14 protein-coding genes are annotated in these 13,452 nt (G+C 59.0%); 8 read left to right on the top strand and 6 right to left on the bottom strand.

Translation table 11 applies throughout. From position 1 onward, the window contains the following. Positions 1 to 2: 2 nt before the first annotated feature. The 3 genes from MHN28_RS16150 to MHN28_RS16140 form a co-directional block, all read right to left on the bottom strand. The gene (locus MHN28_RS16150) at positions 3 to 1,370 is read right to left on the bottom strand and encodes a DUF2927 domain-containing protein (RefSeq protein WP_239343574.1); all 1,368 of its coding nucleotides are present in this window, start codon (positions 1,368 to 1,370) and stop codon (positions 3 to 5) included. Next, positions 1,367 to 1,756: a GNAT family N-acetyltransferase gene (locus MHN28_RS16145; protein ID WP_239343765.1), complete on the bottom strand. Its 390-nt coding sequence runs from the start codon at positions 1,754 to 1,756 to the stop codon at positions 1,367 to 1,369. Before MHN28_RS16145 ends, MHN28_RS16150 begins: the two co-directional genes overlap by 4 nt. 178 nt (positions 1,757 to 1,934) lie before the next feature. Further along, the gene (locus tag MHN28_RS16140; protein WP_239343572.1) at positions 1,935 to 2,780 is read right to left on the bottom strand and encodes a MoxR family ATPase; all 846 of its coding nucleotides are present in this window, start codon (positions 2,778 to 2,780) and stop codon (positions 1,935 to 1,937) included. 373 nt (positions 2,781 to 3,153) lie between these two features. On the opposite strand from MHN28_RS16140, the gene dksA reads away from it, so the two are divergent. Then, positions 3,154 to 3,576, top strand: coding sequence for an RNA polymerase-binding protein DksA (dksA, locus tag MHN28_RS16135; RefSeq protein WP_239343764.1), 423 nt, complete (start codon positions 3,154 to 3,156; stop codon positions 3,574 to 3,576). A 71-nt stretch (positions 3,577 to 3,647) separates the two neighbouring features. Beyond that, the gene (locus MHN28_RS16130) at positions 3,648 to 4,799 is read left to right on the top strand and encodes an FAD-dependent monooxygenase (RefSeq protein ID WP_239343570.1); all 1,152 of its coding nucleotides are present in this window, start codon (positions 3,648 to 3,650) and stop codon (positions 4,797 to 4,799) included. 4 nt (positions 4,800 to 4,803) lie between these two features. On the opposite strand, the gene xth is transcribed toward MHN28_RS16130, so the two are convergent. Then, positions 4,804 to 5,583 carry an exodeoxyribonuclease III gene (gene xth, locus MHN28_RS16125; protein ID WP_239343568.1) on the bottom strand — a complete coding sequence of 260 codons (780 nt, stop codon included), beginning with the start codon at positions 5,581 to 5,583 and terminating at the stop codon, positions 4,804 to 4,806. A 280-nt stretch (positions 5,584 to 5,863) separates the two neighbouring features. Continuing rightward, positions 5,864 to 6,187: an iron-sulfur cluster assembly accessory protein gene (locus MHN28_RS16120; protein WP_239343566.1), complete on the bottom strand. Its 324-nt coding sequence runs from the start codon at positions 6,185 to 6,187 to the stop codon at positions 5,864 to 5,866. 76 nt (positions 6,188 to 6,263) lie between these two features. On the opposite strand from MHN28_RS16120, the gene MHN28_RS16115 reads away from it, so the two are divergent. Continuing rightward, positions 6,264 to 7,406: a deoxyguanosinetriphosphate triphosphohydrolase gene (locus MHN28_RS16115; RefSeq protein WP_239343564.1), complete on the top strand. Its 1,143-nt coding sequence runs from the start codon at positions 6,264 to 6,266 to the stop codon at positions 7,404 to 7,406. Here MHN28_RS16115 and MHN28_RS16110 read toward each other — a convergent pair whose 3' ends face one another. Beyond that, entirely contained in the window at positions 7,407 to 7,958 is a 552-nt protein-coding gene (locus MHN28_RS16110; protein WP_239343562.1) for a hypothetical protein, read from the bottom strand. A gap of 129 nt (positions 7,959 to 8,087) precedes the next feature. Between MHN28_RS16110 and argS the strand changes: the two genes are divergently transcribed. From argS to scpB, 5 genes are all read left to right on the top strand, one after another. Continuing rightward, the gene (gene argS, locus MHN28_RS16105; RefSeq protein ID WP_239343560.1) at positions 8,088 to 9,833 is read left to right on the top strand and encodes an arginine--tRNA ligase; all 1,746 of its coding nucleotides are present in this window, start codon (positions 8,088 to 8,090) and stop codon (positions 9,831 to 9,833) included. An 88-nt stretch (positions 9,834 to 9,921) separates the two neighbouring features. Continuing rightward, positions 9,922 to 10,986 (top strand): SPOR domain-containing protein, encoded by a 1,065-nt coding sequence (locus MHN28_RS16100; protein ID WP_239343558.1) that lies wholly within the window; start codon positions 9,922 to 9,924, stop codon positions 10,984 to 10,986. Further along, positions 10,983 to 11,990 (top strand): beta-N-acetylhexosaminidase, encoded by a 1,008-nt coding sequence (nagZ, locus tag MHN28_RS16095; RefSeq protein WP_239343556.1) that lies wholly within the window; start codon positions 10,983 to 10,985, stop codon positions 11,988 to 11,990. The genes MHN28_RS16100 and nagZ overlap by 4 nt, the downstream gene beginning before the upstream one ends. Beyond that, the gene (locus tag MHN28_RS16090; RefSeq protein ID WP_239343554.1) at positions 11,980 to 12,774 is read left to right on the top strand and encodes a ScpA family protein; all 795 of its coding nucleotides are present in this window, start codon (positions 11,980 to 11,982) and stop codon (positions 12,772 to 12,774) included. Before nagZ ends, MHN28_RS16090 begins: the two co-directional genes overlap by 11 nt. Further along, positions 12,767 to 13,423, top strand: coding sequence for an SMC-Scp complex subunit ScpB (gene scpB, locus MHN28_RS16085; RefSeq protein WP_239343552.1), 657 nt, complete (start codon positions 12,767 to 12,769; stop codon positions 13,421 to 13,423). The genes MHN28_RS16090 and scpB overlap by 8 nt, the downstream gene beginning before the upstream one ends. The last annotated feature ends 29 nt before the right edge of the window (positions 13,424 to 13,452 follow it).

Raw genomic sequence — 13,452 nt, 5'->3', positions numbered from 1 at the left:
CGTTATCCGCCTCTGTTGTTGGTGGACGGAGCTTCGGCAACTTCCTGCATCAGCGACCGCACCACGACTTCCGAGCCAAAGCCGTATCGCGCCCACCCCAGACTGTCCAGCCTGACGGAACGTGCCTGATTGGGGCGCCCGGCCTGATTGAGCGCCTCGGATTTCAACAGCAACAATGTGGCCAGCTGAGAGGCATTCTCGGCGCGGGTCATAACCGCGATGGCCTTGTCCAGTTCAGGCAGAATTTCGGGGCCTTTGCCCTGGGCAAGCGCGAAGGCTGCAGTCTGCGTTGTCACATAGGCCTGATGAATTTCGGTTCCCGGTGTAGAACGCAGAAATTGCAAAGCAATTTCGTATTGCTGCAACGCTTCCCGAGGGTTATCGAATTGCGCCATACGCCCCAGAATATAATGCGGGTAAGCCCGGCGATGGTCCGTCCAGCCCTGCGCCTTTCCGATCTGAACGGCCTTTTCCGCGGCTTTGATCCGGGTGCGTGTGCCTGGCCCCGGACCAAGTGATTTCTGGACGGCGTTGATCCATTCACGCGGGGTCGCCGAGACAAGTTGTTTGGGCAGCGCGTCACCGCGCGGGTTCAGGCGGCTGAGAATGCCGGGCAGGGCGGCTTCGACCTGTTCGCGGGTCATGCCACTCTGCAGTTGCGGCGAATAGGCTGTCCGCAGGATCAGCATGTCAAATCCGGTCAGAATGGTGTGGATGTTGTCATCGTTGAACACCGAATCCGGCAGGTGGTACAGGTCGTTGAGCGGCCCCAGCGCCTGTGCCAGCTCTTCATGCAGGCAGTCGCGCTTTTCCTGTGGACTGGCGTCATAAGGGATGAAGATGCCAAGACGTTCGCGGCTGCGTAATGCGGTCCAGCTGCTTTTCCGTTTCCGTCGATCCTTGCGGTATTCCTCAAAGCTCGAGGCATTGGGAACAACGAAACAGGCGGCTTGCGGCAAAAGACGCTGTATCTGGCTTTGGCTGACGGCCTCAATGGTGATATTCGCCTGACCTTCGGAAATCTGCCGGATATCGATCCCGGCCTCACGCTGCAGCCGCGACAGCAAACGCGTCAGGTCGCGCTGCATAGACGGCGTCGGCGATCCCGTCAGGCGCACAGTGACCGGCGTTTCGAACCGGGTGAACACTGGGAGTTTGGTGCCGCCTTCCAACGCAAAGTGCAACGCAAGGAAATCATCCGAGATGTTTGCGTTTGATCGGGCTGGCGGTATCGGGCGGGTCGAAGTGAACGCCTTGGCTGGCGGCAAATTTGCCTCGATCACCTTAACGCGGGTCTGCGGTTCAGGCGGCGTGACCGACGTGCACCCGGCCATTGCCAGGCCGACGAGGATCACGGCCCATCGCATCATGGACGCTGGTACCGGATAAAGGGTGTCTCTTTGCCAATACGATCATAGAGTTTGCGGGCGGTGTGGTTGAAATCCTGAGTGAGCCAATAGACCGAAGGCGCGCCCTGTCGGTCGGCCTCGTCATAAACCGCCTGTATCAATGCGCGGCCAACGCCGGTTCCGCGAGATTCCGGACGGGCGAACAGGTCTTGCAGGTAGCAGACGCTTTCAACTTTCCACGCATGGCGATGGAAAAGGTAATGGGTCAGACCGACCAGCTTGCCGTTCGCCTCGGCCACGAAACACGAGAAATCATTGGGGTCATCCCCCAGCAGCCGGGCGAAGGTGCTGTCATAGGTCCCATCCGGGACGGTTGTCTCATAAAACGCCAGATAGTCGCGCCACATGTCGGCCCATTCGGCGCGGTCTGCAGGCTGCAACGCTCGGATATTAAGGATGTCAGGCAAACAATGGCTCCTATGTCATCAGGTCGGAAAATGCCCGACGACGCCGGACGGCCCTGACGCTAATGCTGACACCCGGACCCCCGCAAGGCAAGCAGGGATCACCGAGTGTTCATCTATCTCAGCGTTTGCTGCGGGCCATGAAGGCAAGACGCTCAAAAAGATGCACGTCTTGTTCGTTTTTCAGGAGCGCGCCGTGCAGTTTGGGCAGTGCATTCGCGCCATCGCGTTTGAGGTCCTCTGCCGTGAGGTCTTCGGCCAGCAGCAACTTCAGCCAATCCAGAACTTCCGAGGTTGACGGTTTCTTTTTCAAACCTTGTGTTTCACGGATCTCGTAGAACTGGGTCAGAGCGGTGGTCAGCAGCGCATCCTTGATGCCCGGATGGTGTACTTCAACGATCCGGCGCATGGTCGCCTCATCCGGAAAGCGGATGTAGTGGAAGAAGCAGCGGCGCAGGAACGCGTCGGGCAGTTCTTTCTCGTTGTTAGACGTGATGATCACGATCGGGCGATTCTTGGCCTTGATCGTCTCACCGGTCTCGTAGACGTGGAACTCCATCTTATCGAGCTCCTGCAACAGGTCGTTCGGAAACTCGATATCCGCCTTGTCGATCTCGTCGATCAGCAGCACGACTTTCTCGTCGGCGTCAAACGCTTGCCACAGCTTGCCCTTACGGATGTAATTCGAAACGTCGTGAACGCGCTCGTCGCCCAACTGGCTGTCGCGCAGGCGGCTTACGGCGTCATATTCGTACAGACCTTGTTGCGCGCGGGTGGTGGATTTGACGTTCCACTCGATCATCTTCAAACCCAGCGCACCGGCGACTTGCTTGGCCAGTTCGGTCTTGCCGGTTCCGGGTTCGCCCTTGACCAAAAGGGGGCGTTCCAGCGTGACGGCGGCGTTCACCGCAATGGTCAGGTCATCAGTGGCAACATATTCTGCTGTACCTTGGAAACGTGCGGTCATGGGCCCCTCATTCAGTATCGCGCGGCATCTGTCCAACGGGGTTATAGTGGGGCAGAAAATTTGACAAGGCGGGTCGCTGCGTCGCTCGGGGCGAATTTGACGTGAGACTTCAACGCTTTTGGTTGATTCGGGCGCTAACAATGGCCGCGACAAATTCGTGGTCGCCCAAAAAAAGCCTGCCAATATTCACAGAAAAACAAAGTTTTCCCGTTAAAAGTCTCATATTTAGACGACGTAAAGGCGCGGCGCGCCCGACGACGTTTCCATAGTGACATTCGGGACGGTGTCGGATAAACGCTCCGCAGAAGGGGATTGCCGCATGTCAGGTGAAGGTAAGGTGACCGGCGTTGCAGGCCACACCGAGGGAGCAAAAATGAAGCAGGAAGTATTTCTGCCGGAAGATTATCGTCCAGCCGAAGACGAACCATTTATGAACGACAAGCAGTTAGAGTATTTTCGCCGTAAGCTGCTGGACTGGAAGAATGAACTTTTGGCAGGCAGCCGCGATACGATCGAAGGGCTGCAGGACAACACCCGTAACATTCCGGACGTCGCAGACCGCGCAAGCGAAGAAACCGATCGCGCGCTGGAACTGCGGACCCGTGATCGTCAGCGCAAGCTGGTGGCAAAGATCGACTCGGCCCTGCGCCGGATCGAAGAGGGTGAGTACGGCTATTGCGAGATGACGGGCGACCCAATTTCGCTGAAACGTCTGGACGCACGTCCAATCGCGACCATGACGCTTGAGGCACAAGAGCGCCACGAGCGTCGCGAGAAGGTTCACCGCGACGATTGATCGCTGAGAAAACACAGAATTCTTAAACGCCGGGGTCTTACGCTCCGGCGTTTTTGCTTTAAGCCGGTGCCATGAATATCAACGGTTTGAAAATTGGCATTATCGGTGGGGGTATTGGCGGAATCGCGGCCGCTCTGGCGTTGCGGCAACGCGGGGCACAGGTCACGGTTTTTGAGCAGGCAGCCGAACTGACCGAAGTCGGCGCAGGCCTGCAGATCAGTGAAAATGGAATGGTCGTGCTGCGCGCTTTGAATGTCGTGGGCGAGGTGCCCGAGGCCGGCGTGCGGTCATACGGAACGGAGCTGCGCGATTACCGGGCGGGGCGCCTGGTCAGCAGGCTTCCGGCTCCGTCCGCCGGGGCGACTTATTACTATCATCGCGCTGATTTGCTTGACCTCTTGCACCGTGCAGCCCTGCGCGAAGGCGTTGTGTTTCGCTTGGGCGCGCGTGTTTTGCAGACACGTAAACACCCTTCAGAAGCCGAAATCGGTCTGGACGACGGTACGCGAATGCGGGTTGATTGTGCGATTGCTGCCGATGGCGGGCGCAGTGAAATCCGCACGGATCTGAACGGGCCCGAGACGCCCGAGTTTACACGTCAGGTGGCTTGGCGCGCGACCATTCCTTGGGAACACCGTGTCGAAAAACCGAAGGCGGCTCTGACAATGGGGCCGGGGCGGCACGTGGTAACCTATCCCCTTCGCGACCAAATGCTGATGAACATTGTGGCCATTGAAGAGCGTTCCGACTGGCGGGAAGAAGGCTGGCGTCGGCGTGGTGACCCGGAAGATCTGCGGGCGCGATTTGCCGAATTTGGCGGCCCTGTCGGAGAAATTTTGAAACAGGTTCAGGACCCTCACATATGGGCTTTGTTCCTGCGCCCCGTTGCACGGCGCTGGCAAAACGGACGTGTGGCCCTTTTGGGCGATGCGGCTCATCCGACGCTGCCGTTTATGGCACAAGGGGCTTGCCTGGCGCTTGAAGACGCGTGGGTATTGGCGCGGTCCTTCGATGAGCAGTCTGGTATCCGGCAAGCGCTTACCGCATACGAAACTCGCCGCCGCCCAAGAACGCGGAAAGTGGTCGCTGCGGCCGGGGCAAATGCCCGCAACTTCCATCTACGCGGCCCGATGCGGTTGGCCGCACAGGCCGCTCTGATGGCAATTGGCCCGCGACTGTCGCGGAAATACGATTGGATCTACAGCTACGACGCGACGGTCTGAAACGTCACAGATCGAGGTCGACCCACACCGGAGCATGGTCCGATGGCTTTTCGTGTCCACGTATCTCGGCATCAATCCGGCAGTCGCGCATCAGATCGGCGGCTTGCGGTGTTAACAGGAAATGGTCGATCCGAATTCCGTCGTTCCGGTTCCATGCACCGGCCTGATAGTCCCAAAAGGAATAGTGTTCGGGGCCTTGTGCCACGGCGCGAAACGCTTCGGTAAAACCCAAGTTCAGGATTTTCCGAAACGCCGCACGGCTTTCAGGTCGAAACAGCGCATCCTCGCGCCATGCATCGGGTCGTTTCGCGTCCTCGGCCTGCGGGATGATGTTGTAATCCCCAGCCATCAGCGCGGGTTCTTCCGTTGCCAGCAAGTCACGCGCCCGATCATAGAGGCGTTCCATCCAGGCCAACTTGTAGTCGTATTTCGGGCCCGGCACCGGATTGCCGTTCGGCAGGTACAGGCCGCAGATGCGAAGGGCTTTCTTGCCAATGACGGTCGCTTCAATCCAGCGCGCCTGTTCATCCTCGTCATCACCCGGTAGGCCACGGGACACGTCCTCTAACGGTAGTTTCGAAAGGATTGCAACGCCATTGAAACTCTTTTGTCCGTGCGTTTCGACGTTGTAGCCACGCTCTTCGAACAGCTCGCGCGGGAAGTTCTCGTCGATGGATTTGATCTCTTGTAGCAGCACAACGTCGGGCTGCGCGTCATCCAGCCAGCGGGGCAGGGCCTCGGCCCGCGCTTTGATGCCGTTTATGTTGAACGTGGCGATTTTCATGCGCGATCCTCCAAAGCCTTTGGCAACCTATCGCCCAGAATGAACCCAGCGGCAAGGTGATGGATGGGTATGCGAGGCTCTGCCTCGCGCTCCGAGGTATTTTTGGCCAGATGAAGAAACGGATTCTTAACCAGTTTGGGTGAGACAGGTATTGCGGTACAGGCGGAGGCGCCGATGACCGCGCCAGGTGAAGCTCTCCGGCGGATGGATCGGAGAGCGGATCCCTGCTTCATCTGGCTGAAAATACCTTGGGGGTGTGGGGGCAACGCCCCCACGAACATTACATCGAAAAAGACGTGCCGCAGCCGCAGGAAGAGGTGGCGTTTGGGTTTTCGATGACAAACCGCGCACCGATCAGTTCTTGGGTGAAATCGATCACAGCATTTTCAAGAAACGGCAGCGACACCGAGTCGACGATGACCTTCTGGCCTTTACCTTCCAGAACAAGGTCGTCCTCTTTCGGTTCATCTAGCGCGATTTCGTATTGAAAACCGGAACATCCGCCGCCTTCCACTGCGACGCGCAGGGCCTGACCCTGATCTGCTGCGCCGATCTCGGCGAGACGCTCAAAAGCGCGTTGTGTGACTGTGGGGGGCAGATTCATGCCAAACTCCAAAGGTTTATTTCCTTTACGCCTTACAATATAGAAAGTGCAAGGACAGGCGACAAGGACAAGACCTTTGAACAGAGCGGGTTTTGCCTCGGACCCAGGCCGCGCGAGGGGGCGGCTTGTGCCAGAGGAGGAAAGTAGTTTCCGGTCATGCTTTCAGCGCGACCGGGACAGGATCATTCACGCCAGCGCATTTCGGCGGCTCAAACACAAGACACAGGTGTTTGTTGAGCATGAGGGCGACAGCTATCGCACGCGTCTTACGCATTCCATCGAAGTGGCACAGGTAGCGCGTACGATCGCGGGTGCATTGGGTTTGAATGGCGAACTGACCGAAGCGGTGGCGCTGGCGCATGATCTGGGGCACACCCCGTTCGGGCACACCGGTGAAGATGCTCTGCATGCGCTGATGGAACCTTACGGAGGGTTCGATCACAATGCTCAGGCCATTCGGATTGTGACTAAGCTGGAGCGTCATTATGCCGAATTCGACGGCTGTAACCTGACGTGGGAATGCCTTGAAGGTATTGCCAAACATAATGGTCCCGTGGTGGGCGAATTGCCCTGGGCGCTGGCCGAGTGCAATGCGAACTTTGATCTGGAGCTGTACACCCACGCCAGCGCCGAAGCGCAGGTTGCGGCCCTGTCGGATGATATCGCTTACAACAATCACGATCTTTTGGACGGGTTGAGGGCAGGTCTGTTCACCGACTCCGAGATTCAACAGTTGCCTATCGTTGGTGACTGTTATGCCGAGGTAGACAGGAAGTACCCCGCTCTGGACCCTTATCGCCGCAGGCACGAGGCACTGCGGCGCGTTTTCGGCGTTATGGTTTCTGATGTTATCGTTACCTCGCGTGGTTTGATCACAAGCTCGGGGGCGCAGACGGTCGAGGATATTCGCAACCTGGGCTATCCGGTGATTCAATTCTCGGGCGGCTTGTGGGCGCAACTCAGGGAAATTCGTGCTTTTCTTTTCAAGCAGATGTACCGTGCGCCAAGTGTCATGAACGTGCGCGCCGAGGTTAGTAAGATCGTCGAAGACCTTTTTCCGATCTATCTGAACGATCCGAAACAGATGCCCGCGCGGTGGCATGACGATATCGAGGCCGCCAGCGATGAAACGGCGCTGGCGCGGATTGTGTCGGACTATATCGCTGGTATGACAGACCGGTTTGCCCTGCAGGATCACGCAAGGCTTACCGGAGCCTGATCACTCGATCCCGATATAGGCGATCGCCCAGACCTGTTGGCCGGCTTGCTCTGCAGCAAGATCGGCGTCGTCTGTGGGCGGGAAAACGATCATCGTGGGACCATAACCTCCGATCCCCATGGGCGCGCCATCTGCATGAGTTGCGACAATCGGCTGATTTGCTGTGATGCTGTCCCATGGGATTTCAGATTGATAACCATCCAGTGCCATGGGTTTCGCTGTTTTACTTTCGGCCCCGGCCAGCATCATCACTTCCGACAGGCGCGGCCCGGAGAATGCAATGTCGCGCTGACTGTCTTCAGGCCCGTAGAGAATCGTGATCTCAATCTGTTCCAGCCCATCCAACATGGCGGCATCAAACCCTGCGGCTCCATTGTACTGAACCTCAAGATATCCCAACAACCCGCCGTCGTTTTCGCCGCGCGCTGGAAGGTTCGTTTCGGTGACGGCGCCTCCTAACGTTAGTAAGACGTGGCCTGTAGGGGCTGGCATTTCCGCCCATGCCGGTAGTGAGGTGGTCAGCAGCAAAGCTAAGGGCAGGGCAAGGCGCATGGATCGGTCTCCTGTTGGTTTTTCCCGACCTTAGACCGGTTTACCGCTAAACCAAGCCCAAACTGATCGCTTCCATTGACCTTGCCGTGTTGCGTGATAAACCGCCGGGCAAGCAAAAGGACATCCGAAATGAACCTGTTTTCCGAGATCCGCGGCCTCGTGCTGGACGCGCTGGCACAGATGCAGTCCGAAGGCGCTCTGCCCGAGGGGCTGAGTTTTGATAACGTGGCGGTCGAACCGCCGCGTGATGCCGCGCATGGCGACATGGCGACCAATGCGGCGATGGTGCTGGCAAAACCGGCCAAGGTGAAACCGCGCGACATTGCGGATGCTCTGGCCGGTAAACTGGCCGCAGATGACCGGATCACCAGCGCCGAAGTGGCGGGCCCGGGCTTCCTGAACCTGCGGTTGGCGCCGTCGGTTTGGCAGGATGTTCTTGCGGCTGTGCTAGAAAAGGGCACGGATTATGGTCGCTCATCCATGGGACATGGCCTGAAAGTTAACGTGGAATATGTGTCCGCGAACCCCACAGGTCCGCTGCATGTCGGCCATACGCGGGGCGCTGTGTTCGGCGACGCTCTGGCCAGCTTGTTGGCCTATTCGGGCCACGACGTGACCCGCGAATATTACATCAACGACGGCGGAGCGCAGGTTGATGTGCTGGCCCGGTCTGCCTTTGAGCGCTACCGCGAGGCCAATGGCCTGAGCCCGGAAATTGCCGAGGGTCTTTATCCGGGCGATTACCTGATCCCGATCGGTGAGGCGTTGAAAGAGAAGTACGGCGACAGCTTGATCGACAAGCCCGAGAGTGAGTGGCTGGAAGAGCTGCGCGAGTTCTCGACCGACGCGATGATGGACCTGATCCGCGCCGACCTGAAGGCGCTGGGTGTTGAGATGGATGTGTTCTTCTCGGAGAAGTCGCTCTATGGCACGGGCCGGATCGAAGCCGCGCTGCAGTCTCTGACCGACAAGGGCCTGATCTACGAAGGCGTGCTGGAGCCGCCCAAGGGTAAAAAGCCCGAGGATTGGGAGCCGCGCGAGCAGACCCTGTTCAAGTCGACCGAGCATGGCGATGACGTCGACCGCCCGGTCAAGAAATCGGACGGCAGCTGGACCTATTTCGCTCCGGATATCGCATATCACTATGACAAGGTCACACGCGGCTTTGACGCGCTGATCGATGTGTTTGGGGCCGACCATGGTGGCTATGTCAAACGGATGAAAGCGGCCGTGTCTGCGCTGTCTGATAGCAAGGTGCCACTGGATATCAAACTGACGCAGCTGGTGAAGCTGTGGAAGAATGGCGAGCCTTTCAAGATGTCCAAGCGGGCAGGGAACTTTGTCACCCTGCGCGATGTGGTTGATCAGGTTGGGCCGGACGTCACGCGTTTCGTGATGCTGACCCGTAAGAACGACGCGCCGCTGGATTTCGACTTCGACAAGGTGCTTGAGCAGAGCCGCGAGAACCCCGTGTTCTACGTGCAATACGCCCATGCCCGCGTCATGAGCGTGCTGCGCCGCGCAGCTGAGGCCGAGATTGCCGCAGACGATGCGACCCTGAAAGGCGCTGATCTGGGCAAGATCGATCATGCCTCGGAACTGACGGTCGCCAAAAAACTGGCGGAATGGCCACGTCTGATCGAAATCGCCGCGCGGACCAATGAACCGCACCGGGTTGCCTTTTACCTGTACGAGCTTGCAGGCGACTTCCACGCGCTGTGGAACAAAGGCAACGATGAAACCCAACTGCGTTTCATTCAGGATGGCGATGTTGCCACAAGCCAGTCAAAAATCGCATTGGCCCGGGCCGTTTCTGTTGTGATTTCAGCGGGCTTGGGTATTCTTGGCGTCACTCCGGCGCAGGAGATGCGGTAACAAACACCGCCCGACGCGCCGGCACGAGGTAGGCAAGAAATGACCCGCGCGCCTTATTTTCTGGCGTGAATCGGGCGGTGAGGCGGACATGGCAAGTTACGATTACTCGGGGCAGGCAAGCCCCGAGCAGATGCATTACACGAATCAAACACATCCTCGGGATGGGTATGAATATTCCGACGAAATGTACGGGTACGAGGACGCTCCGCGTGGGGCTGGCTTGGGCCGTATCGTTAACATGCTGGGTGCTATTGCGTCCCTGGCCCTGGTCGCCGGGATCGGCGTTTGGGGCTACAAGCTGGTGATGCGCGATGTCAGCGGTGTTCCTGTCGTCCGCGCCATCGAAGGACCGATGCGTATTCAGCCCGAAAACCCCGGCGGAACTCCTGCAGATCATCAGGGGTTGGCCGTCAACGCTGTGGCTGCAGTTGGAACCGCTGCGCCGCCTGCGGATCGTTTGATCCTTGCACCGCGCCCAGTGTCCCTGGCGGATGAGGACACTCCGGTTGAGCCGCTGAAACCCACCAAAGCTGTTCATGTGGTCGAGGAAGAAATCTCGGATCAAGAGGCTGCGCAACTGCGTCAGAACACGGTTGACGCTTTGGTCGCTGAACTGGCTGGTGAGGCCGCGAAAACCGAAGAACCGCAAGAGCAGGGCGTTCAACTCGCTTCGTTGGCCTTGCCCGAGGAAGAGCCCGCCATTGACCCGGCGGATCTGGCAGCGCAACTGCCCGACCCTGAGTTGGCCGCGCTGCCCGGTGTTCGCCGGTCTCTGCGCCCAAATACACGCCCCGCGCGCAGAACAGCCAGTGGGATTTCCGCAAACAGCAACACCGAGGCCGCGATTAATGCGGCCGTCAAAGCCGCCGTTGGTCTGGATGTTGACCCGGACACCTTGTCCAAGGGCACGCGCATGGCGCAACTGGGCGCTTACGAAAGCTCGGACGTGGCGCGTGCAGAATGGGACCGCCTGAATGGCCGCTTTGGTGAGTATATGGATGGAAAACAGCGAGTTATCCAGAAAACCTCAAGTGGCGGACGCACGTTTTACCGTCTGCGCGTGCTTGGGTTCGAAGACCTGAGCGACTCGCGTCAGTTCTGTGCCGCGCTGGTGGCGCAAGGTGCCGACTGTATCCCGGTTGCCGTGCGGTGAGATTTGGCGCTGCGATCTCTGATGCCGAAGGCCTGCGCCTGACATCCAAGGAGAAGAATCTGTTCCGTCAGATGAACCCGTTCGGGTTCATTCTGTTTGCACGAAACATCGATACCGCCGATCAGGTCCGCGCCCTATGCGATGACTTTCGCGAGGCGGTTGGGCGCAACTGCCCCATCACCATCGATCAGGAGGGCGGCCGGGTTCAGCGGCTACGTGCGCCTCTGGCGCGGGAATGGATGCCGCCGCTGGACCACGCAAAGCAGGCTGGGGACGCGGCAGAGCGGGCCATGTATTTGCGCTATCGCCTGATCGCGAACGAACTGTTTGAACTGGGGATCGACAGCAACTGCGCGCCGATGGTCGATCTGGCACGGGATGAGACGCATCCGTTTCTCAAGAACCGCTGCTATGGCGCTGATCCAAAAGCAGTTTCCAAGATCGGGCGCGCGGTTGCCAAAGGCCATCTGGATGGCGGAGTGCTGCCGGTTGTGAAGCACATGCCCGGCCACGGGCTTGCGACGCTGGACAGCCATCATGACCTGCCGCATGTAGACCTGACGCAAGATGAGTTGAAATCAGCGGATTTCGCCCCGTTTCGTGCTCTGAATGACCTGCCGATGGGGATGACCGCACATCTGGTCTATGACCGGATCGATCCGCAGCCGGCCACGATTTCACCGAAAATGATCGACCTGATCCGTGACAAGATCGGATTTGATGGCCTGATCATGACCGACGATATCTCGATGAAAGCGCTCAGCGGTGCACCCGAAGAGATCGCCGGTCAGGCCCTGAATGCGGGTTGCGACGTGGTTTTGCACTGCAACGGATCGTTCGAAGCCCGTGCAACGGTGCTGGATGCCGCCGGAGAGATGTCAGAGCAGGCACAGAAACGCGCAGAAAAGGCGCTGGCGATGCGGCAAAAGCCTGTGGAACTTGACATCCAAGCCGCCGAGGCGGAACTATCTGCCCTAATGGGCGGGCAGGTATATGAACGATAATCTATTCAGCGAAGACCCGGTCTCGGTCGCGGATCGACTGGCGGCCGAAGCTCTGATCGTTGACGTCGACGGGTTTGAAGGTCCGCTGGACGTTCTGCTAACCCTGTCGCGGACGCAAAAGGTCGACCTGCGGAAAATCTCGGTTCTGGCGCTGGCGCAGCAATATCTGGCCTTTGTCGAAAAGGCGCGGGCGTTGCGGATCGAATTGGCCGCTGACTATCTGGTGATGGCCGCCTGGCTTGCCTTTCTGAAATCCCGCCTGTTGCTGCCGCCCGACCCGGATGACGAAGGACCATCGGGCGAAGAACTGGCCGCGCACCTCGCGTTCCAGCTGGAGCGTTTGCAGGCCATGAGGGATTCCGCTGCGCGTCTGATGGCGCGCGATCAGCTGGGCCGCGACTTTTTCAAACGTGGGCAGGGTGAGGATATTACCCGAATTCGTACCGTAACCTATTCCGCCACGCTGCTGGACCTGATGCAGGGCTATGCGCGCATCCGCACCCGAGACGAGTTCCGCCCGTTTGTCATGGACCGCGATGCGGTTTTCACCATGGAGCAGGCGTTGGAACGCATGCGCCCGCTGATCGGGTTCGCAGGCACCTGGACCGATATGGAGACCTATCTGCCCGACGGCTGGGACGCAGACCCGGTGCGGCGGCGTTCGGCTACAGCGGCGACCTTTGCGGCCTCGCTGGAGCTGGTGAAGGAAGGGCATATGGAGATCAAGCAGAGCGAAACCTTTGCGCCGATCCATCTACGCAAGAGGACTGAAACACGTGACTGACGCCCCCGAAGACGAAGGCACCGGCACCCTGTTCGAAGCGCCTCCGCTGGCCGAGCAGGAGCGCATGGTCGAGGCCGTGCTGTTTGCCAGCGCCGAACCGGTGACAACCGCTGATCTTGAGGCGCGCATGCCGCACGGCAGCGACGCGGCGCAAGCGGTTGAAATGCTGCAGAAACGCTATGAGGGGCGCGGTGTGCGTGTGGTTCGCGTCGGTGATGCCTGGGCCATTCGCACCGCCCCGGATCTGGGCTTTCTGATGCAGAAGGAAACGGTCGAGACTCGGAAGCTCAGCCGTGCGGCCATCGAAACGCTGGCCATTGTTGCCTACCATCAGCCCTGTACGCGCGCCGAGATCGAAGAGATCCGGGGTGTTTCGGTATCGCGCGGAACCATTGATCAACTGTTGGAAATGGAGTGGATTCGGCTGGGTCGCCGGCGCATGACGCCGGGCCGCCCGGTTACTTTCGTGGTAACACCGCAGTTTCTGGATCATTTCGGGCTGGAGAATGCCCGTGATCTACCGGGTCTCAAAGAACTGCGTGCCGCCGGGTTGCTTGAGAACCGGCCACCTCCGGGTGCAATGCCGTTGGGCGAGGGGCGGGACGAAAACGAAGACGAAGATCAGACCGAGTTGTTCGAAGAAGAGTGATCGTTCGGCCCTTTTGTTGCCGCAGGAAT

This window comes from Ruegeria sp. Ofav3-42, assembly GCF_022347725.1.
Taxonomy (GTDB): domain Bacteria; phylum Pseudomonadota; class Alphaproteobacteria; order Rhodobacterales; family Rhodobacteraceae; genus Ruegeria.
Note: the sequence above shows the minus strand (reverse complement) of the source record. Positions and strands in the feature narration are given on the sequence as shown.